Here is a 20,610-nt window from a genome sequence, read left to right on the forward strand (position 1 = left end):
ACACATGCGCTGGATAAACCGCCCCGGCTGGCCCGGTAACCTGCTGGCCGTGGCGGCCGGCGCGATCACCACCCTGGCCCTGGCACCGTTCGACATCTGGCCGCTGGCACTGCTGGCGGTCGGGCTGTTCTATGCCGGCTTGCGCGAGCTGTCGCCACGCCAGGCCCTCGGCCGAGGCTGGTGCTTCGGTTTTGGTCTGTTCGGCGCCGGCACCAGCTGGATCTACGTCAGCATCCACAACTTCGGTGGTGCCTCGGTGCTGCTGGCCGGGTTGCTGATGCTGCTGTTCATCGCCGCCATTGCCTGGTTCTTTGCCCTGCCTGCCTGGCTGTGGGCGCGCTGGCTGCGGCGCAACGAAGCGCCGCTGGCCGATGCCCTGGCGTTCGCCGCGCTGTGGTTGGGCCAGGAAGCCTTCCGTGGCTGGTTCCTCACCGGGTTCCCGTGGCTCTATTCCGGCTACAGCCAGCTCGATGGTCCCCTGGCCGGCCTCGCGCCAGTGGGTGGGATGTGGCTGATCTCCTTCACCCTGGCACTGACGGCGGCGCTGCTGTACAACGCGCGCCGGTTGATCGGCACCGGGCGCAAGGGCTTCATCGCCGCCGGCGTGGTGTTGCTGGTCGGTCCGTGGGTGGCCGGCATGGCGCTCAAGGGGCATGCATGGACCAGCCCTTCGGGCGACCCGCTGAGCGTCGCGGCGATCCAGGGCAACATCGAACAAAGCCTGAAGTGGGACCCGGAACAGCTCAACGCCCAATTGGCGCTGTACCGCGACATGAGCTTTACCTCCAAGCGCGTTGACCTGCTGGTCTGGCCGGAGACGGCGGTCCCGGTGCTCAAGGAGTCGGCCCAGGGCTACCTGGACATGATGGGCAGCTTCGCCGCCGAGCGGCATTCGGCGCTGATCACCGGCGTGCCGATTCGCCAACTGGTGCGCCACGAAAAGCGCTACTTCAACGGCATCACCGTGACCGGCGAAGGCGACGGCACCTACCTCAAGCAAAAACTCGTGCCGTTCGGCGAATACGTGCCCCTGCAGGACCTCCTGCGCGGTCTGATCGCGTTCTTCGACCTGCCCATGTCGGACTTCGCCCGGGGCCCGGCCGACCAGCCGTTGCTGCAGGCCAAGGGTTACCAGATCGCGCCGTTCATCTGCTATGAAGTGGTCTACCCGGAGTTCGCCGCCGGCCTCTCGGCGCGCAGCGACCTGCTGCTGACCATCAGCAACGACACCTGGTTCGGCACCTCGATCGGCCCGTTGCAGCACCTGCAAATGGCCCAGATGCGCGCCCTCGAAGCCGGACGCTGGATGATCCGCGCCACCAACAACGGCGTCACCGGCCTGATCAACCCCTTCGGCCAGATCACCGCGCAGATCCCGCAGTTCGAGCGCGGCATCCTGTATGGCGAAGTGGTGCCAATGCACGACCTGACGCCCTACCTGCAATGGCGCTCGTGGCCGTTGATCGGCCTGTGCGTGCTACTGCTGGGCTGGGCCCTGATGACGGGCCGGATGGCCAGGACGGTATAACCCGTTCCCCATCTGAATGAAAAACCCCGTGGCGAGGGAGCTTGCTTCCGCTGGACTGCGGCAGCAGGCCCCTGTTTTTAGGGGCCGCTTCGCGCCCCAGCGGGAGCAAGCCCCCTCGCCACAATAAGCGTTCACCTTGACGATTCAGCGATAGAACAACCAGTACCCCACCAACCCCACCGCCTCATTCATCAACTGCCCGGACTGCCAGATCGACTTGAACTCCGGCATCCAGCCGCCCAACGGCCGGGCGTTGTCCGCCCCCAGGAACCCCACCGGCGCGGGCACCACTTCAAAACCCGAGCGTTCGAAACTCATGACCGCCCGCGGCATGTGCCAGGACTGGGTCACCACCACGACGCGGCGGACACCCTCGGGCAGGAGGATCTCGGCGCTCATCCGGGCATTTTCCCAGGTGGTGCGGCTGCGCCCTTCCTGCCAGCGTACGGTGACCCCGAAATCATCCAGCAGCGAATCGGCCATGAGCTTCGCCTCGCTGGGTGGAGTACCGTAGTGCAGGCCGCCGGTCGTCAGCACCGGCAGCCCCGATGCCTTGGCCAGTCGGGCGGCATAACGCTGACGCTCAAGCCCCACACCGGTGGGCTGGTCGGCGCCCCAGGCCAGGTCGCCGCGCTCACGGCCGGAGCCGAGCACGACGATGGCGTCGGCGCGCTGGGCCAGGCTCGCCCATTCACTGCGCGCCAGCGGCGGCTCCTGCTCCAGGGCCTTGGCGCTCCACTGCACCACCACGGGCAGGCTCATCAGCCAAAAGCCGCCCAGGCCCACGATAAAGCACAGGCGAGCCAGGCGCGGCCGGGAGTTGCGCCACCACCAGGCAAGCGCCAGCAGCAGCAAGAGAATGCCCGGCGGCAAGAGAAGTTGTTTGATGAAATAGCGAAACGGCATCGGGCATCTCCATAGATGCCCGAAGCCTAAGTGGGTTGACGCAAAGCGACAACAGATTCGAAAGGACCTTGAATCAAAAGAGCGACCTGGGTGGGTCCGGTTCTAGTTCAACTACATTGACCGGAGCCTGACGGCTTCCTTGTCCGGCGTCCGGTCCTTGAGCCATACCACCTTGGCCGAACGGGGCGCCTCGTGACGCTGGGGTACCTGGGCTGCGCTCGGGCGGGTCGGGTGTCCGACCTGTTCGAGGTAAGCCTTGACCAGTTCGAACTCTGCGGGGCTGAGGCCGCGCAGTTCCAGCTCTGTCGGACGCTCGTCGCGCAAACGACCGGCGGTTCTTGCAGCGTCCAGGGCCACCCCGAGACGATCGATCAGTTTTTCGTACAACTCAGGTGTCGTTACTTTTCGCTGTGATTCAACCATCCCTCACCTCATTGAAGATAAGACTCACTCCCCATTGAGAAGCTTAGCTTCGCTTGGCAAACCGGCAGGACGCCGCGACCAACGGCCCTGAACGCCCGACACGGGCGGTGGTCGGCAATGGCCGGCATGCAATCAGGGTTTCCCTCGGCAGAGCGCGGTCATGTATGCTACGGCGCTTCCTGTAACTCCACTTCCAGCTTGGCTGGGCATCGAGAACGCCGCATACGGCGTCGTCTGCGTCCAGCATGGCAACGAAGAGGATTGGGCCACCCCATTCAGTACAAAAGTAGCCATGCACGAACACTACCAGCCCCGTGAAATCGAAGCCGCCGCCCAGTCGTTCTGGGACGAGCAAAAGTCCTTTGAAGTCAGTGAACAGCCAGGCAAGGAGACCTACTACTGCCTGTCGATGTTCCCTTACCCCAGCGGCAAGCTGCACATGGGGCACGTGCGCAACTACACCATTGGCGACGTGATCTCCCGCTACCAGCGCATGCAAGGCAAGAACGTCCTGCAACCCATGGGTTGGGACGCCTTCGGCATGCCGGCGGAAAACGCCGCGATGAAGAACAACGTGGCCCCCGCCAAGTGGACCTACGAAAACATCGCCTACATGAAGTCCCAGCTGCGCAGCCTGGGCCTGGCGGTGGACTGGTCCCGCGAGGTCACCACCTGCAAGCCCGACTACTACCGTTGGGAGCAGTGGCTGTTCACCCGCCTGTTCGAAAAAGGCGTGATCTATCGCAAGAATGGCACCGTGAACTGGGACCCGGTGGACCAGACCGTACTGGCCAACGAGCAAGTGATCGACGGTCGCGGCTGGCGCTCCGGCGCGCTGATCGAAAAGCGCGAGATCCCGATGTACTACTTCAAGATCACCGCCTACGCGGATGAACTGCTGGAGAGTCTCGACGAGCTGACCGGCTGGCCCGAACAGGTCAAGACCATGCAGCGCAACTGGATCGGCAAGTCCCGGGGCATGGAAGTGCAGTTCCCCTACGACGTCGCCTCGATTGGCGAAGCCGGCACCCTGAAGGTCTTCACCACCCGTCCGGACACCCTGATGGGCGCCACCTATGTGGCCGTGGCCGCCGAGCACCCGCTGGCGACCCTGGCGGCCCAGAACGATCCCGCGCTGCAGGCGTTCATTGCCGAATGCAAGGGCGGCAGCGTCGCCGAAGCCGACGTCGCCACCCAGGAGAAGAAAGGCCTGCCGACCTCGCTGTTCGTCGAGCACCCGCTGACCGGCGAGAAACTCCCGGTGTGGGTCGCCAACTACGTGCTGATGCATTACGGCGATGGCGCCGTCATGGCGGTGCCGGCCCACGACGAACGCGATTTCGAGTTCGCCCACAAGTACAACCTGCCGGTCAAGCCCGTGGTCCGCACCAGCGCCGGCGACCAGACCCCGGCCCCGTGGCAGGACGCCTACGGCGAACACGGCGAGCTGATCAACTCCGGTGAATTCAACGGCCTGGATTTCGCGGGTGCGTTCGACGCCATCGAAGTGGCCCTGATCAAGAAGAACCTCGGTGCCTCCCGCACCCAGTTCCGCCTGCGCGACTGGGGCATCAGCCGCCAGCGCTACTGGGGCTGCCCGATCCCGATCGTGCATTGCGGCACCTGCGGCGACGTACCGGTGCCGGAAGACCAACTGCCCGTGGTCCTGCCGGAAGACGTCGTGCCCGACGGCGCCGGCTCACCACTGGCCCGCATGCCCGAGTTCTACGAATGCAGCTGCCCGAAATGCGGCGCACCGGCCAAGCGCGAAACCGACACCATGGACACCTTCGTCGAGTCCTCGTGGTACTACGCCCGCTACGCCTCGCCGCACCATGAAGGCGGCCTGGTGGAAAAATCCGCCGCCGACCACTGGCTGCCAGTGGACCAGTACATCGGCGGTATCGAACACGCCATTCTCCACCTGCTGTATGCGCGCTTCTTCCACAAGCTGATGCGCGACGAAGGCCTGGTGAGCTCCAACGAGCCCTTCAAGAACCTGCTGACCCAGGGCATGGTGGTCGCCGAGACGTATTATCGTCGCGAAGCCAACGGCGCCTACACCTGGTTCAACCCCGCCGATGTCGAGCTCGAACGCGACAGCAAGGCCAAGGTCATCAGCGCCAAGCTGATCGCAGACGGCCTGCCGGTGGAAATCGGCGGCACCGAGAAGATGGCCAAGTCGAAGAACAACGGCGTCGACCCACAGTCGATGATCGACCAGTTCGGCGCGGACACCTGCCGCCTGTTCATGATGTTCGCCTCGCCGCCCGACATGAGCGCCGAATGGTCCGACTCCGGCGTCGAGGGCTCGCACCGTTTCCTCAAGCGCGTCTGGCGCCTGGCCCAGGCCCACGTGGCCCAGGGCCTGCCGGGCAAGCTGGACGTCAACGGCCTGAACGACGAACAGAAAGCCGTTCGCCGCTCGATCCACCTGGCCATCAAGCAGGCCAGCCATGACGTCGGCCAGAACCACAAATTCAACACCGCCATCGCCCAGGTGATGACGTTGATGAATGTCCTGGAAAAAGCCGCGCAAGCCACCGGACAGGATCGCGCCTTGCTCCACGAAGGCCTGGAAGCGGTGACGCTGCTGCTGGCGCCGATCACCCCGCACATCAGCCACGAGCTGTGGAATCGACTGGGTCACGCCGACCCGGTGATCGACGCCCGCTGGCCGGTGGTGGACGAAACCGCGCTGGTGCAGGACAGCCTGACCCTGGTCATCCAGGTCAACGGCAAGCTGCGCGGCCAGATCGACATGCCGGCCAGCGCAACGCGCGAAGAAGTCGAAGCCGCCGCACGGGCCAACGAGAACGTGCTGCGCTTCGTCGATGGCCTGACGATTCGCAAAGTGATCGTCGTGCCCGGCAAACTGGTCAACATCGTCGCAAGCTAATTGGATCGGGCGCCTGGCCGCGGGCCGGGCGCCGAATATGACCTGGGGGGCCGCGTTGTCGGCCCATAGGGTTTCAAGGGGAGCAACAAGATGATCAAACGTAATCTGCTGGTCGTGGGCCTGGCGGTCCTGTTGAGCGCCTGCGGCTTCCAGCTGCGTGGCACCGGCACCACCGAGCTGGCTATCAAGGAGCTGGACCTCAGTGCGCGGGACGCCTACGGCGAAACCGTGAAAATGCTGCGCGACACGCTCCAGAACAGTGGCGTGAAGGTCTACAACGGCGCGCCCTACAAGCTGGTGCTGACCAATGAACAGCAAAGTCAGCGCAGCCTGAGCTACGCCGGCGCCGGGCGTTCGGCCGAATACGAGCTGACCAACGTGCTGAGCTATGAAATCCGTGGCCAGAACAACCTGTCGCTGCTGGACGACAAGCTCCAGGTGCAGAAGGTCTACCTGCACGACGGCAACAACATCACCGGCTCCGACCAGGAATCGACCCAGGTGCGTGGCGAAATGCGTCGCGAGCTGGTACAGCGCATGATGCTGCGCCTGCAACGCCTGAGCCCGGCCCAGTTGGAGCAATTGCAACAGACCGCCGACGCCCGCGCCAAGGCCGAAGCCGACGCGCTGGAAGCGGCACGCAAGGCGGAGGCGGAAACACCGCAGCAGTCGCCTCTGGAAGTCCCGGCTGAATAAGCCGTGCGGGGTGCTCCGGCGCCCCGCCCATCTGCGCTCATGAGCTGCATTCCATGAAACTGGCCCCCGCCCAACTCGGCAAGCACCTGCAAGGCGCCCTCGCGCCGGTCTACATCATCAGTGGCGATGACCCATTGCTGTGCCAGGAAGCTGCCGACGCCATCCGCAGTGCCGCTCGCCAGCAAGGGTTCGACGAACGCCAGGTGTTCGCCGCCGACGCCAATTTCGATTGGGGCAGCCTGCTGCTGGCCGGGGCGAGCATGTCCCTGTTCGCAGAAAAGCGCCTGCTGGAGCTGCGCCTGCCGTCCGGTAAACCTGGCGACAAAGGCGCCGCCGCGCTGATCGAGTATTGCTCGCGGCCTGCCGAGGACACGGTCCTGCTCATCAACCTGCCGAAACTCGATGGCAGTGCGCAGAAGACCAAATGGGGCAAGGCCCTGGTGGAGGGTCAGCAAACCCAGTTCGTGCAGATCTGGCCGGTGGATGTCAGCCAACTGCCGAGCTGGATCCGCCAACGCCTGTCCCAGGCCGGCCTCTCGGCCAGCCAGGACGCGGTGGAGCTGATTGCCGCCCGCGTCGAAGGCAACCTGCTGGCCGCGGCCCAGGAAATCGAAAAGCTCAAGCTGATGGCCGAAGGCGGACAAATCACCGTGGAAACGGTGCAGGCCGCCGTGGCCGACAGCGCTCGCTTCGATGTCTTCGGGCTGACCGATGCGATCCTCAACGGCGAGGCTGCCCACGCCCTGCGCATGCTTGAAGGCTTGCGAGGCGAAGGCGTCGAGCCACCGGTGATCCTCTGGGCGCTGTCCCGGGAATTGCGCCTGCTGGCCAACCTGTCGTTGCAGTACAGCCAGGGTGTACCGCTGGACAAGGCCTTCAGCCAGGCCCGCCCGCCCGTATGGGACAAACGCAAGCCGCTGATGAGCAAGGCCCTGCAACGTTACTCGGCGCCGCGCTGGGCACAACTGCTGCTCGAAGCGCAGCGCATCGACGCGCAGATCAAGGGCCAGGCCGCTGGCTCGCCGTGGATGAGCCTGAGTCGGTTGTCGCTGTTGATGGCCGGGCAGCGACTGACGCTTCCAGCTGAATAAACACCGCCTTGCCAGATGCTTTTGTGGCGAGGTAGCTTGCTCCCGCTGGATCGCGAAGCGATCCCAAAAAAGCGATGAGCGCTACGCACTCAAGCGGGAGCAAGCTCCCTCGCCACACAAGCGCGCTGGTCGCAAACGCTGCACACATTCCGCCGGCCTGCCGGGACTGGACAGCCCTCCAACTCTGGCCCATGATTCGCCCCGCACAACCCTCCCCCATGAGAGATCCCACCATGAGCAAAAAGCCATCCAGGCATGGCCCCAACAAGGCCAAGTCCATCGTCGCCCAGCCGCTGTTTCGCAGCCGCCAGGAACGACCCGCCAAGGGCAAGGGCAGCTACCGCCGCGAAGCCTTCCAGTCTGACAACTGGGAGGCTTCTTGCTTTCTGGCCGCTTGAACACCTGGACAAGCCCTACAGCCCTTTCGCATGTTAAGGTCAGCACCTGATTTGTATTTCTGGACCCGTGCATGCCCTTTTGTCTTTCCCGTCGCTTGCCCCTGCGCCAGCTGATTGCCGCCACCAGCATCGCCCTGCTGGTCGCCTGCGCTGAAAAACCCACCGCCGCCGACGCCCAACCGCTCCAGACCATCCCCGCCGTGACCGCCCCGGCCGTGGTGCCGCCTGTCGTGCCCACTGGTGAAAACCTGGACATCGTCCCCACCCAGACCTTCGCTGAATGGCAGGCCGGGTTTCGCAAGGACGCCTTGGCCGCCGGGATCCGTCCCGACCTGTTCGATCGCGCGTTCATTGGCGTCAGCCCCGACATGAGCGTGATCAAGGCCGATCGCAGCCAGCCGGAATTCACCCGCCCCGTGTGGGAATACCTCGATGGCGCCCTGTCGCCGCTGCGGGTCAACAAAGGCAAGGCACTGATCCAGCAGAACGCCCAAGTGCTGCAAAGTATCGAGCAACGCTACGGCGTCGATCGCGAGGCGCTGGTGGCGGTGTGGGGCATGGAAAGCAACTTCGGCCAGTTCCAGGGCACCAAGTCCGTGATCAACTCCCTGGCGACCCTGGCCTACGAAGGCCGACGCCCGGGCTTTGCCCATGCGCAACTGATCGCCGCCCTGCAAATCCTGCAACAGGGCGATATCGCACCGGAAAAAATGCTCGGCTCCTGGGCCGGCGCCATGGGCCAGACCCAGTTCATTCCCACCACGTACAACACCCACGCGGTGGATTTCGACGGCGACGGACGCCGGGACATCTGGGGCAGTTCCACCGACGCCCTGGCCTCCACCGCCCACTACCTGCAAAGCTCCGGTTGGCAACGCGGCCAGCCGTGGGGGTACGAGGTAGAGTTGGAAAAGGGGTTCGACTACGCCCTGGCCGACGGCACGACCCGCAAACCCTTCTCCGAATGGGTACGCCTGGGGGTTTCCACCTACGACGGCATGCCGATTCCCCCGGGTGAACGGCAATTGCCGGCGGCCCTGCTGCTGCCCGCCGGCCATCGCGGCCCGGCGTTCCTGGTGTTCGACAACTTCCGCGCCATCCTCAAGTACAACAACTCCTCGTCGTACGCGCTGGCGGTGGGCTTGTTGTCAGGGCGTTTCACCGGTGCGGGGCTGGTGTACGGCCAGTGGCCCAAGGATGACCTGCCGCTGAGTCGCAGCGAACGCATCGAACTGCAGACCTTGCTGAGCACGCATCAATACGACGCCGGCACCCCCGACGGCATCATCGGCGCCAACACCCGCAAGGCAATCCGCAGCGCCCAGCAGTCACTCGGCTGGCCGGCGGATGGGTATCCGACGCATCAATTGCTGGACGCGTTGCGTAACCGCTGAAGACTGTCTTGATGGCCACTGCCGCTTTCGCGAGCAAGCCCGCTCCCACAGGGACCGCGTTCTTTCATGGACACACGATCAACCTGTGGGAGCGGGCTTGCTCGCGAAGACTGAGTCGCAGACGACGCAGGATTAGCGTGTAACCACCACATCCTGCTCCAGCACCAACCGCTTCTCCCCCGCATCCAGCCTCACCAATGCGCCCATCGGCAAGGTCAGGTTCGGATCGCAATGCCCACTGCGCCAACCGGACAGCACCGGAATGCGCAACGGCTCGAAGGTCTGCTTGAGCAGGCGATTCAACGCTTCGACCTCCACCCCGGCCACATCCCCCACCAGCACGCCGCGCAACTTGGCCAACGTGCCAGCCAGGCGCAACTGGGTCAGCAACCGATCAATGCGATACAGCGGCTCGTTGACGTCCTCAATGAGCAGGATCACACCGTCTGCGTCGATCTGGTAAGGCGTGCCCATGGTCGCGGCAATGATCGAAAGGTTGCCCCCAGCAAACGCCCATGGGCGATGCCGGGCTGGACGGTGGTCAATGGATAGGCCTCGGGATGACTCAGCACACTGCCCGCCTTCAACTGCCCATGCAACAGGCTGAAAAACGAGGTGACGGTCGGGGGTTGTTTGTCGCCCAACAGATCGGCATTGAGCAACGGTCCGTGAAAGGTCACGAATCCGGCATAACGGTTGATGGCCAGGTGCAGCGCGGTGATGTCGCTGTAGCCAACGAAAGGCTTGGGGTTGCGCCGCAACAGGTCGTAATCGATGCGATCGAGCAAGCGTGGGGTGCCGTAGCCGCCGCGCAGGCAGATGATGGCGCTGACTTCAGGGTCGGCGAAGGCCGCATGCAGATCGTTGAGCCGTACCTCGTCACTGCCGGCCAGGTAGTTTTGCTTTTCGTAGACGCCTGGGAATATTCGCAGTTCGTGCCCTCTTGCGCGCATCCATTGGATGGCTTTTTCCGTGTCCAGGGGGCGGGGCCGGCGGGGGCGATCAGGGCGATCAGGCCTTTGGGGGGAGGGCTGGGACGGGGTGATGAGGGGTTAGGGTGTCCATGGGCTTCCGGTTTGTCGGCTTGCTTAGTGTGTATATCCGTTTTTTTTTGTCACGACCACTTATGGTTCCGCCCTTACGGCGGGTCACTTTTTTCAAACGCCAAAAAAGTAACCAAAAACGCTGTGCCCCACCACTCGGCACCTCGCCTAGGCGAGGTGTTCCCTCACTCCGGCATTGCTCCGTGAGCCCGCCGCGAAGGGCCATCCATGGCCCAGCGCGGCTAACCCGGCATCCATGCCGGGTTGCCCACTGCGCAATGCCTGCGTTCGGCCAGCGTGGTCGATGGGGCGTTCAGATCAAAGTCAAAAGCAAAGCAAAGCAAAGCAAAGCAAAGCGAGGGCACGCTCAGCATGTGTGTAGCTGATCCACCGCCATCGCGAGCAAGCTTTGCTCCACGGCCCAGACCCACAGCGTTGTAAGGATGCAGAACCGCCCAAAACAGACCAGCCACCAGACTGCTTCGCTTTTGATTTTGCTCTTGATCTTGATCTTGCGCCCCATTAACCACGATGGCTGAACGAAGGTATTGCGCAGTGGGCACCTCGGCATGGATGCCGAGGTAGCCGCGCTGGGCCATGGATGGCCCTTCGCGGCGGGCCCGCGGAGCAATGCCTTCGTTCAGGCATGCCGAGCCTAGGCGAGGCACCGAGTGGTGGGGCGAAGACCTTTTGGTTACTTTTGGGGCGTTTGCCAAAAGTAACCCGCCGTAAGGGCGGAACCCTAAGTAGCCGTTACACAAAAAACGGATATACACACAGCCCCACCAAAACCGGCTAAATCAGCTCCCCAACAGCTCCGCCTTGACCAACTTCGCCTGCTCATCCGCATGATACGAAGACCGCACCAACGGCCCCGAAGCCACATTCTTGAACCCCATCTTGTACCCCTCCTCGGCAAACCAGGCAAAGGTATCCGGATGCACAAAACGCTGCACCGGCAGGTGACTACGCGAAGGCTGCAGGTACTGCCCCAGGGTCAGCATGTCGATGTCATGCTCACGCATGCGCTTCATGACCTCGATGACCTCATCGTCGGTCTCACCCAGGCCCAGCATCAGCCCGGACTTGGTCGGAATGTGCGGCATCATCTGCTTGAAGCGTTGCAGCAAGGTCAGCGACCACTGGTAGTCCGAGCCCGGACGCGCAGCCTTGTACAGGCGCGGTACGGTTTCCAGGTTGTGGTTGAACACATCCGGCGGCTCGGCGGCGGTGATCTCCAGGGCGATGTCCATGCGGCCACGGTAGTCGGGCACCAGGGTTTCGAGCTGCACGTTCGGCGACAGTTTGCGGATCTCGCGGATGCAGTCGGCGAAGTGCTGGGCGCCGCCGTCACGCAGGTCGTCGCGGTCCACCGAAGTGATGACCACGTACTTGAGTTTCAGATCGGCAATGGCCACGGCCAGGTTTTCCGGCTCGCTCGCGTCCAGTGGCTTCGGCCGGCCATGGCCGACGTCGCAGAAGGGGCAGCGACGGGTGCAGATGTCACCCATGATCATGAACGTGGCGGTGCCACCGGAGAAGCACTCGCCCAGGTTCGGGCAGGACGCCTCTTCACAGACACTGTGCAGCTTGTGCTTGCGCAGCAGCGCCTTGATACGGTCGACCTCCGGGGAAACCGGGATGCGCACGCGAATCCAGTCGGGTTTCTTCGGCAGTTCGGTGGTGGGGATAATCTTGACCGGGATGCGTGCAACCTTCTCGGCGCCGCGCAGCTTGACGCCGGCCTCGACCTTGGCACGCGGGGCCGGACGCTCGGTAACATCCTGCGTCGGGATTATGGTTTGCACTGCATCAGTAGTCATATCAGTCGATTCCGCCCGTGAGGGTCGTCTGCTCAGCGTAGTCGAGGTGTTTGACGAGCTGCGCGCGCAGCCGGGCACTTACCTCGGCAAATTCAATCGATCCTGCGTGATCGCGCAACTGGGTCATCGCCAGCCCCGCATAGCCACAGGGATTAATCCGTCGAAACGGTTCAAGGTCCATGTCCACGTTCAAGGCCAGGCCATGAAACGAGCAACCGTGGCGGATCCGCAGCCCCAGGGAGGCGATCTTGGCCCCGTCGACGTAGACCCCCGGCGCATCCGGCTTGGCCGCGGCCATCACGCCGTAGCTGGCCAGCAGCTCGATGAGGCAGGTCTCCATGCGGGTGACCAGCTCGCGCACGCCGAACCCCAGCTTGCGCACATCCAGCAACAGGTAGGCGACCAGTTGGCCGGGACCATGGTAGGTCACCTGGCCGCCGCGGTCGACCTTCACCACCGGGATATCGCCCGGCAGCAACAGGTGCTCGGCCTTGCCGGCCTGGCCCTGGGTGAACACCGGCGGATGCTCCACCAGCCAGACTTCATCGTCGGCGGTGTTGCCCCGTTCGTTGGTAAAGCGTTGCATCGCGTGCCAGACCGGCTCATAGGCCATTTGGCCCAGTTCGCGAAAACCCAGCGTGCCCGGCATCACAACACCATGTGTACGAAACCGGTCGCCCGCAGTTCGCTGTTGATGTCGTAGAGCTGTTCCTGGCCGGTGGCCAGGATGTGCAACTGGATCGTCGTGTACTTGCCGTTGGTGCTCTGGCGCTCGGCCAGGGTCTTGAGGTCAACGGTCGCATGTTTCTCAAGGATCGCGATGATCTTGTCCTTGAAGCCCACGCCGGTGTCGCCGATCACCTTGATCGGGTAATCCGCGCAGGGGAATTCGATTTTTGGAGCCTTTACTTCTGGGTCTGTCATGGCGTAACGGCCTCGTAAGCCCGGGTAACGAACATGGCCCCGCACCGGATCGGAACGGGGCCATGCAGGTCAACAGCTGGAATCAGTTGAACAAGCCGTAGAAGAATAGACGGATGCTATCCCACATGCGGCGGAAGATACCACCTTCCTCGACCGCGTCCAGCGCGATCAGGTCGGCGCTGTGCACCACCTTGTCGTCCAGTTTGACTTCGACTTTACCGATCACGTCGCCCTTGGCGATAGGTGCGGTCAGTTGCGGGTTCATGGTCATGCTGGCAGCGAGCTTCTTGAGCTGGCCTTTAGGCAGAGTCATGGTCAGGTCCTGGGCCAGACCGGCCTTCACCTGGCTGCTGGTGCCTTTCCAGACCTGGGCCTGGGCCAGCTCGGTGCCCTTCTGGTAGAAGGTCTGGGTTTCGAAGAAGCGGAAACCGTAGGTCAGAAGCTTCTGGGTTTCGGCGGCACGGGCCACTTCGCTGCTGGTGCCGAAGACCACCGCGATCAGGCGCATGCCGTCACGCACGGCCGAGGACACCATGCAGTAGCCGGCCTCGTCGGTGTGACCGGTCTTCAGGCCATCGACGGTCTTGTCGCGCCACAGCAGCAGGTTGCGGTTAGGCTGCTTGATACCGTTCCAGAAGAACTCCTTCTGGGAGTAGATGGCGTAGTGCGCCGGGTCTTCGTGGATGATCGCCCGTGCCAGGATGGCCATGTCGTGAGCCGACGAGTAGTGCTCGGGGTTCGGCAGGCCGGTCGGGTTCATGAAGTGGCTGTTGGTCATGCCCAGATCGGCCACGGTCTTGTTCATCATGTCGGCGAACGCATCTTCGCTGCCGGCAATGTGCTCGGCCAGGGCGACGCTGGCGTCGTTGCCGGATTGGATGATGATGCCGTGCAGCAGGTCGCTGACGGTCACTTGCGAGCCCACCTTGATGAACATCCGCGAACCGCCGGTACGCCAGGCGTTCTCGCTGACGGTCACCGGATCGTTTTCACCGATCTGGCCGCGACGGATTTCCAGGGTGGCGATGTAGGCGGTCATCAGCTTGGTCAGGCTGGCCGGTGGCAGGCGCTGGTCACCATTGTTCTCCACCAGCACGTTGCCGCTGCTGGCATCCATGAGCACATAGGACTTGGCGGCCAATTGTGGCGGCGATGGCATCATCTCGACCGCGAACGCGGCAGGTGAAAGCAGCAGCGGGACTAGCAGGCAAAGGCGTTTGGCAAAGGTGGTGATGTTCATCCGTCTCTCGAAGTCGCTAATGGAAACTGCCCGGAGGCAATACTTACAAGCAGCCTTCTTGACGGGCTGCCGCGTATTTAAGTTGCTCACTCACAGCCCTTGCCGGGCTTTTGTTATTCATGGAGCCAACAACCCGACCCGCTCGAACCGCAAGCGGGCCGTCAATCAATCACTCGGCGGTGACCAGGCTCGGCGAACCGAGATTGGCCAGGCGCACACTGTTCTGCACCTGCTGGACCTCACCCGGAGAACCGATCGGCCCCAGGCGCACCCGATGCAGGGTCTGCTGGTTGCGCACGATCGAGCTGATGAACACCGGGGCGCTCACCATCGAGCTGAGCTTGGACCGGAGCAGTTCGGCAGCGTCCGGGTTGGCGAACGCGCCCACCTGCAGATACTGGCCAGACGCTGTTGCAGAAGCGTTTTTTTTTGCTTCCAACTGCACCGGCACTACGGCCGCCGCGTGCTGCTGCGGCGGTGGCGTCCACTGTTCGACCGTACCGGTGGAAGCGGTTACGGTCGGCGCGGCATTTTGCGCCACTTTTGGCTCGTTGAGCATCAAAGGCGCCGGACGGCCACGTTGGGCCCACCATTCCTGCGGGTCGATGCCCTCGACCTTGACCCGTGCGGTGCCGATTTCAGCGTAACCGAGCTTTTTCGCCGCCGCATACGACAGGTCGATGATGCGGTCGGAATAGAACGGCCCGCGGTCATTGACCCGCAGGATCACGCTCTTGTTGTTGTCCAGGTTGGTCACCCGCACGTAGCTGGGCAGCGGCAGCGTCTTGTGGGCCGCGCTCATACCGTACAGGTCATACACCTCGCCATTGGCAGTGTTCTGGCCGTGGAACTTGGTGCCATACCAGGATGCCGTGCCCGAGGCGACGTAGCGCTTGGAGTCGGCCATCGGGAAATAGGTCTTGCCCAGCACGGTGTAGGGGTTGGCCTTGTAGGGGCCGGTGTGCAGGGTCGGGGTGGCGTCGGGGATGCGCGAGACATCGACGTCCCACCATGGCGCACCGTCCTTGTGGGCACGGTTGATATCCAGCCCCGGTGCCGAGCGCACGGCGGTGGAGTTTTTCTGCGCCGGCGCGCGGCTGGTCGAACAGCTGACGACCAGCAGCGACAGCGCAGCCAACGCCACGAGCTTGAGGGGCTTGGCTTTCAGGGGTTGATAGGTAGGCAATGCCCGCATTATTTGACGCCCCGTGCTTTGACCAGCTCTTCAGACAGCTGATATACGGCCATGGCGTACATCACGCTGCGGTTATAACGCGTAATCGCGTAGAAATTCTTCAGGCCCATCCAGTATTCGGGGCCCTGCTCGCCTTCCAGGCGCATCGCGGTGACCGGCATGTCGTCACGCAGCGCATCATGACTCGACCAGCCCAACGCCCGCAACTCCCCGACGGTTTTCGTCGGCTCGATGCCTTCGGTCAGGCCTTCGTCCACCTGGTCGCCACGCACGTCGGCGCGACTGACCACCGGCTGGCCGGCTTCCCAGCCGTGACGCTTGAAATAGCTGGCAACACTGCCGATGGCATCGGTGGGGTTGGTCCAGATATTGATGTGGCCGTCGCCGTCGAAGTCCACCGCGTAGGCGCGGAAGCTGCTGGGCATGAATTGCGGCAGGCCCATCGCCCCGGCGTAGGAACCCTTGAGGGTCAACGGGTCGACCTGTTCCTCGCGGGCCAGCAGCAGGAACTCACGCAGCTCCTTGCGGAAGAACTCGGCGCGTGGTGGGTAATCGAAGCCCAGGGTCGACAGCGCGTCGATCACCCGGAAATTGCCGGTATTGCGGCCAAAAAAGGTCTCGACACCAATGATGGAGACGATGATCTGGGCCGGCACGCCGTACTCCTGCTCGGCACGGGCCAGCGCGGCTTCGTGCTGGCGCCAGAAGTCCACGCCCCGGGCGATACGGGCCTCGGTGATGAACATCGGCCGGTATTCGCTCCATTGCTTGACCCGTTCGGCAGGCCGGGAAATGGCATCCAGGATCGACTGCTTGCGCTCGGCTTCGCGGAACACGCCCATCAGCTGTTCCCCGGCGAAACCGTAGTCGCGGGTCATCTCGCCGACGAACTCGGCCACTTGGGGCGAGCCTTCGTACTCGCCCGCCAGGACCGGCGGCGTGCCACCGAGAAAGCCCACCAGGCCGATCCACGGCGCATATCGCGTCGACCAGCCACGCATTGCTTGCATTGAACTCTTCACCTTATTCAAACCTGTGCGATCCACTTGCGATGGGTATGGATCGACATCAAAACCCCAAACGCTGACAGTAGTGTCACCAGCGAAGTTCCTCCGTAGCTAATGAAGGGCAACGGCACCCCTACCACCGGCAACAGGCCACTGACCATACCGATGTTGACGAAAACATACACAAAAAACGTCATGGTCAGGCTGCCCGCCAGCAACTTGCCGAACAGCGTCTGGGCCTGGGCGGTGATCACCAGCCCTCGGCCGATCAGCAGCAGGTAGATCAGCAGCAGCACGCAAATGCCCACCAGGCCGAACTCCTCGCCCATCACCGCGATGATGAAGTCGGTGTGGCTCTCCGGCAAAAAGTCCAGGTGCGACTGGGTCCCCATGAGCCAGCCTTTGCCGAATACCCCGCCGGAACCGATGGCGGCCTTGGACTGGATGATGTTCCAGCCGGTGCCCAGCGGGTCGCTCTCGGGGTCGAGGAACGTCAGGACGCGTTGCTTCTGGTAGTCGTGCATGACGAAGTACCACATCGCCACCGACACCGGCACCGCCGCGGCGACCACGCTGAGGATCCAGCGCCAGCGCAAGCCGCCCATGAACAGCACGAAGGCGCCGCCGGCCAGGATCAGCAGCGAGGTGCCGAGGTCTGGCTGGCGCACGATCAGGATGAACGGGATCCCGATCAGCAACAGGCTGATGCACACGTGCTTGAGCTGGGGCGGCAAGGTGCGCTTGGACAGGTACCAGGCGATGGTCGCCGGCATGATGATCTTCAGGAATTCCGAGGGCTGGAAGCGAATCACCCCGGGGATGTTGATCCAGCGGGTCGCGCCCATGGCGTTGTGGCCCATCACGTCCACCACCACCAGCAGGCTGACGCCGATCACGTAGGCCAACGGCACCCAGCGCGCCATGAAACGCGGCTCCAACTGGGCAATGACGATCATCGACACCAGGCCGATGCCGAACGAGGTGGCCTGCTTGGCCAGCAAGTCCCAGCTTTTGCCGCTGGCCGAATACAGCACGAACAGGCTGCCGGCGGCCAGGGTCAGCAGCAGGATCAGCAGGGGGCCATCGATGTGCATGCGCTGCAACAGGGTGGCACGACGGCGCATCACATCTTCGCTGGAGAGGATGCGGTCGAAATTATTCTTCACGGGCCGTAGCCTCCGCAGTGATGGGGCTTGCGTACTCGGGCTTGAGCTGGCCGTGCTCGTCCAGCAACCAGGCGTCCATCACCTGGCGCACCACGGGCGCGGCGACACCGGAGCCCGACTCACCGTTCTCGACCATCACCGCCACGACGATTTTCGGGTTGTCGGCCGGGGCAAAGCCGACGAACAGGGCGTGGTCGCGGTGGCGCTCCTGGACCTTGGAGCGGTCGTACTTCTCACCCTGCTTGATCGCGACCACCTGGGCCGTACCACTCTTGCCGGCGATGCGGTACGGCGAACCGATGGCCGCCTTGCGCGCCGTGCCGCGAGCCCCGTGCATCACCTGCTGCATGCCGTTGTTGACCTTCTGCCAGTCCGACGGATTGTGCAGGATGATGTCCGGCATCGGGTTCGGGTCCACCGGCTTCTGGCCTTCGATGGTCTTGGCCAGGTGCGGGCGATACCACTTGCCCTTGCTCGCCACCAGCGCGGTGGCCTGGGCCAGTTGCAAAGGCGTGGCCTGCATGTAGCCCTGGCCGATCCCCAGGATCAGGGTTTCGCCGGGGAACCAGGCCTGGCGCCGGGTGGCGCGCTTCCATTCCCGGGACGGCATCAGGCCGGGGGACTCTTCGAACATGTCCAGGGAGACTTTCTGGCCGATGCCGAACTTGTTCATGTAGGACGACAGCCGATCGATCCCCAGCTTGTGGGCCAGGTCATAGAAATAGGTGTCGTTGGACCGCATGATCGCCGTTTCCAGGTCCACGTAACCGTCGCCGGTACGGTTCCAGTTGCGGTACTTGTGGTCGTAGTTGGGCAGCATGTAGTAGCCCGGGTCGTAGACGCGGCTCGACGCCGTCACCACGCCGGAATCCAGCCCGGCAATCGCCACGGCCGGCTTGATGGTCGAGCCCGGCGGATAGAGGCCGCGCAGCACCCGGTTGAACAGCGGCCGGTCGATGGAGTCGCGCAGCTCGGCGTAGGCCTTGAAGCTGATGCCGGTCACGAACAGGTTCGGGTCGAAACTCGGCTGGCTGACCATCGCCAGGACCTCGCCGGTATTCGGATCCAGCGCCACCACGGCGCCCCGGCGCCCGCCCAGCGCCGCTTCGGCGGCCTCCTGCAGCTTGATGTCCAGGCTCAGGACGATGTCCTTGCCGGGGATCGGGTCGGTGCGCTTGAGCACCCGCAGTACCCGGCCACGGGCATTGGTCTCGACTTCTTCGTAACCCACCTGGCCGTGCAGCTCGGGCTCGTAGAAACGTTCGATACCGGTCTTGCCGATGTGGTGGGTGCCGCTGTAGTTGACCGGGTCGAGGGTCTTGAGCTCTTTCTCGTTGATTCGCCCCATGTAGCCGACCGAGTGGGCAAAGTGCGGCCCCTGGGGATAATGCCGCACCAGTTGCGCCACCACCTCGACGCCGGGCAGGCGGAACTGGTTCACGGCGATCAGGGCGATCTGCTCCTCGGTCAGCTCGAACAGGATCGGCACCGGCTCGAACGGCCGGCGCCCCTGGCGCATGCGCTTCTCGAAGATCGCCCGGTCCTCGGGGGTCAGTTGCAGCACTTCGACGATCACGTCGAGCACCTGCTGCCAGTCGCCGGAGCGCTCGCGGGTCATGCTCAGGCTGAAGCTGGGACGGTTGTCCGCCACCACCACGCCATTGCGGTCGAAGATCAGCCCACGGGTCGGCGGAATCGGCTGCACGTGCACCCGGTTGTTTTCCGACAGGGTCGAGTGGTACTCGTACTGGATCACCTGGAGGAAGTACAACCGCGCGATCAGCACCCCGATCAGCGTCACCACCGTGATGGCGCCGAACACGACGCGGCCCCGTACCAGGCGGGCGTCTTTTTCGTGGTCCTTGATGCGGATCGGCTGAGGCATGGGGCAGGATTACTTGTGGTAAGGGTGTCCGGACAGGACTGTCCAGGCACGGTACAACTGTTCGCCGATCAGGATCCGCACCAGCGGATGCGGCAACGTCAACGGCGACAACGACCAGCGTTGGTCGGCCCGGGCACAGACTTCCGGCGCCAGCCCTTCGGGGCCGCCGACCATGAAATTGACCGTGCGCGAATCCAGCCGCCAGCGATCGAGCTCCACCGCCAGTTGCTCGGTGCTCCAGGGCTTGCCATGGACTTCGAGGGTGACGATCCGCTCGTTCGGCCCGACCTTGGCCAGCATGGCTTCGCCTTCCTGGCGGATGAAGCGCGCCACGTCGGCGTTCTTGCCACGGGTATTGAGCGGAATTTCCACCAGTTCCAGCGCCAGTTCGGACGGAAGACGCTTGGCATACTCATGCCAGCCTTCTTCCACCCACTTGGGCATGCGGGAACCGACGGCGATCAGGCGCAGTCGCACAGCGAACCCTTACTGCTGGTCTTTGTTGAGCTTGGTGAAGTGCTCATGGGTGTTTTCCGGGCTGTGGTGACGGGCATCCGCCGCACGGCTCTGCTCGGCACCGGCCCACAGGCGCTCCAGGTCATAGAACTGGCGGGCCGAGGCGGTCATCATGTGCACGATGACGTCATCCATGTCCAGCAGGACCCAGTCGCTGTCGCCCTTGCCTTCTTCACCCAGCGGCTTGACGCCCTGGGCCTTGACCGCTTCGCGGACCTTGTCCAGCATCGCGCCGATCTGGCGGTTGGAGGTACCGGTGGCGATGATCATGAAGTCGGTGATGCTCTGCTTGTCACGGACGTCGATCACCTGGATGTCCTGGGCCTTGACGTCTTCCAGGGCGGCAACGGACACCTTGACCAGCTCTTCGCCGGCCAATGCGGCGCCCACGTGGGCCTCTACCGGCAGCGGGGCGCTCTTGAACGTGCCCTTGCGCTTAACTTTGCTTACGTCTTTGTCAGTCATATAAAACTCGT

Annotated in this window: 19 protein-coding genes and 1 pseudogene; 6 read left to right on the forward strand and 14 right to left on the reverse strand. The window is 63.6% G+C overall.

Translation table 11 applies throughout. From position 1 onward, the window contains the following. Positions 1 to 4 precede the first annotated feature (4 nt). Complete coding sequence (gene lnt / locus KI241_RS23740) at positions 5 to 1,528, forward strand: apolipoprotein N-acyltransferase (protein WP_212803060.1); 1,524 nt, start codon at positions 5 to 7, stop codon at positions 1,526 to 1,528. Positions 1,529 to 1,672: 144 nt separating this feature from the next. Here lnt and KI241_RS23745 read toward each other — a convergent pair whose 3' ends face one another. Together KI241_RS23745 and KI241_RS23750 are read right to left on the reverse strand one after the other, a co-directional pair. Continuing rightward, on the reverse strand, positions 1,673 to 2,434 hold the full coding sequence (locus KI241_RS23745) for a YdcF family protein (RefSeq protein WP_042732832.1): 762 nt from the start codon (positions 2,432 to 2,434) through the stop codon (positions 1,673 to 1,675). A 111-nt stretch (positions 2,435 to 2,545) separates the two neighbouring features. Beyond that, on the reverse strand, positions 2,546 to 2,857 hold the full coding sequence (locus tag KI241_RS23750; protein WP_042732831.1) for a hypothetical protein: 312 nt from the start codon (positions 2,855 to 2,857) through the stop codon (positions 2,546 to 2,548). Positions 2,858 to 3,149: 292 nt separating this feature from the next. Here KI241_RS23750 and leuS point away from each other — a divergent pair, with 292 nt between their 5' ends. From leuS to KI241_RS23775, 5 genes are all read left to right on the forward strand, one after another. Continuing rightward, complete coding sequence (gene leuS, locus KI241_RS23755; RefSeq protein WP_123579646.1) at positions 3,150 to 5,756, forward strand: leucine--tRNA ligase; 2,607 nt, start codon at positions 3,150 to 3,152, stop codon at positions 5,754 to 5,756. A 90-nt stretch (positions 5,757 to 5,846) separates the two neighbouring features. Continuing rightward, the gene (gene lptE / locus KI241_RS23760; RefSeq protein WP_042732825.1) at positions 5,847 to 6,452 is read left to right on the forward strand and encodes an LPS assembly lipoprotein LptE; all 606 of its coding nucleotides are present in this window, start codon (positions 5,847 to 5,849) and stop codon (positions 6,450 to 6,452) included. Between the two features lie 53 nt (positions 6,453 to 6,505). Beyond that, entirely contained in the window at positions 6,506 to 7,543 is a 1,038-nt protein-coding gene (gene holA / locus KI241_RS23765; RefSeq protein WP_042732824.1) for a DNA polymerase III subunit delta, read from the forward strand. A gap of 233 nt (positions 7,544 to 7,776) precedes the next feature. Continuing rightward, positions 7,777 to 7,941 carry an alternative ribosome rescue factor ArfA gene (arfA, locus tag KI241_RS23770; RefSeq protein ID WP_030140368.1) on the forward strand — a complete coding sequence of 55 codons (165 nt, stop codon included), beginning with the start codon at positions 7,777 to 7,779 and terminating at the stop codon, positions 7,939 to 7,941. Between the two features lie 71 nt (positions 7,942 to 8,012). Next, the gene (locus tag KI241_RS23775) at positions 8,013 to 9,335 is read left to right on the forward strand and encodes a lytic murein transglycosylase (protein ID WP_047736341.1); all 1,323 of its coding nucleotides are present in this window, start codon (positions 8,013 to 8,015) and stop codon (positions 9,333 to 9,335) included. A 132-nt stretch (positions 9,336 to 9,467) separates the two neighbouring features. Here the strand turns inward: KI241_RS23775 and KI241_RS23780 are convergent. From KI241_RS23780 to rsfS, 12 genes and pseudogenes are all read right to left on the reverse strand, one after another. Continuing rightward, a pseudogene (locus KI241_RS23780) lies at positions 9,468 to 10,400 on the reverse strand (LD-carboxypeptidase). 220 nt (positions 10,401 to 10,620) lie between these two features. Further along, positions 10,621 to 10,977 (reverse strand): hypothetical protein, encoded by a 357-nt coding sequence (locus KI241_RS23785; protein ID WP_212803905.1) that lies wholly within the window; start codon positions 10,975 to 10,977, stop codon positions 10,621 to 10,623. 201 nt (positions 10,978 to 11,178) lie between these two features. Beyond that, positions 11,179 to 12,201 carry a lipoyl synthase gene (lipA, locus tag KI241_RS23790; RefSeq protein ID WP_042730293.1) on the reverse strand — a complete coding sequence of 341 codons (1,023 nt, stop codon included), beginning with the start codon at positions 12,199 to 12,201 and terminating at the stop codon, positions 11,179 to 11,181. A 1-nt stretch (position 12,202) separates the two neighbouring features. Beyond that, the gene (gene lipB / locus KI241_RS23795; protein ID WP_042730294.1) at positions 12,203 to 12,850 is read right to left on the reverse strand and encodes a lipoyl(octanoyl) transferase LipB; all 648 of its coding nucleotides are present in this window, start codon (positions 12,848 to 12,850) and stop codon (positions 12,203 to 12,205) included. Continuing rightward, positions 12,850 to 13,125 (reverse strand): DUF493 domain-containing protein, encoded by a 276-nt coding sequence (locus KI241_RS23800; protein WP_042730295.1) that lies wholly within the window; start codon positions 13,123 to 13,125, stop codon positions 12,850 to 12,852. The genes lipB and KI241_RS23800 overlap by 1 nt, the downstream gene beginning before the upstream one ends. 82 nt (positions 13,126 to 13,207) lie before the next feature. Beyond that, positions 13,208 to 14,365, reverse strand: a complete 1,158-nt coding sequence (locus tag KI241_RS23805) for a D-alanyl-D-alanine carboxypeptidase family protein (protein ID WP_042730296.1) — start codon at positions 14,363 to 14,365, stop codon at positions 13,208 to 13,210. Positions 14,366 to 14,534: 169 nt separating this feature from the next. Then, on the reverse strand, positions 14,535 to 15,560 hold the full coding sequence (locus KI241_RS23810; RefSeq protein ID WP_042730297.1) for a septal ring lytic transglycosylase RlpA family protein: 1,026 nt from the start codon (positions 15,558 to 15,560) through the stop codon (positions 14,535 to 14,537). After that, a complete protein-coding gene (gene mltB / locus KI241_RS23815) occupies positions 15,560 to 16,570 on the reverse strand; it encodes a lytic murein transglycosylase B (protein ID WP_042730298.1) in 1,011 nt (336 codons plus the stop codon). Before mltB ends, KI241_RS23810 begins: the two co-directional genes overlap by 1 nt. A gap of 17 nt (positions 16,571 to 16,587) precedes the next feature. Beyond that, positions 16,588 to 17,691 carry a rod shape-determining protein RodA gene (gene rodA / locus KI241_RS23820; RefSeq protein ID WP_042730308.1) on the reverse strand — a complete coding sequence of 368 codons (1,104 nt, stop codon included), beginning with the start codon at positions 17,689 to 17,691 and terminating at the stop codon, positions 16,588 to 16,590. 31 nt (positions 17,692 to 17,722) lie between these two features. Further along, positions 17,723 to 19,618, reverse strand: coding sequence for a penicillin-binding protein 2 (gene mrdA, locus KI241_RS23825; RefSeq protein ID WP_042730299.1), 1,896 nt, complete (start codon positions 19,616 to 19,618; stop codon positions 17,723 to 17,725). A 9-nt stretch (positions 19,619 to 19,627) separates the two neighbouring features. After that, entirely contained in the window at positions 19,628 to 20,095 is a 468-nt protein-coding gene (gene rlmH / locus KI241_RS23830; protein ID WP_003185785.1) for a 23S rRNA (pseudouridine(1915)-N(3))-methyltransferase RlmH, read from the reverse strand. Between the two features lie 9 nt (positions 20,096 to 20,104). Further along, positions 20,105 to 20,599 carry a ribosome silencing factor gene (gene rsfS, locus KI241_RS23835; protein ID WP_042730300.1) on the reverse strand — a complete coding sequence of 165 codons (495 nt, stop codon included), beginning with the start codon at positions 20,597 to 20,599 and terminating at the stop codon, positions 20,105 to 20,107. Positions 20,600 to 20,610: the final 11 nt, after the last annotated feature.

The sequence above is a fragment of the Pseudomonas sp. Cab53 genome, from assembly GCF_018325965.1.
GTDB classification, from domain to species: domain Bacteria; phylum Pseudomonadota; class Gammaproteobacteria; order Pseudomonadales; family Pseudomonadaceae; genus Aquipseudomonas; species Aquipseudomonas chlororaphis_E.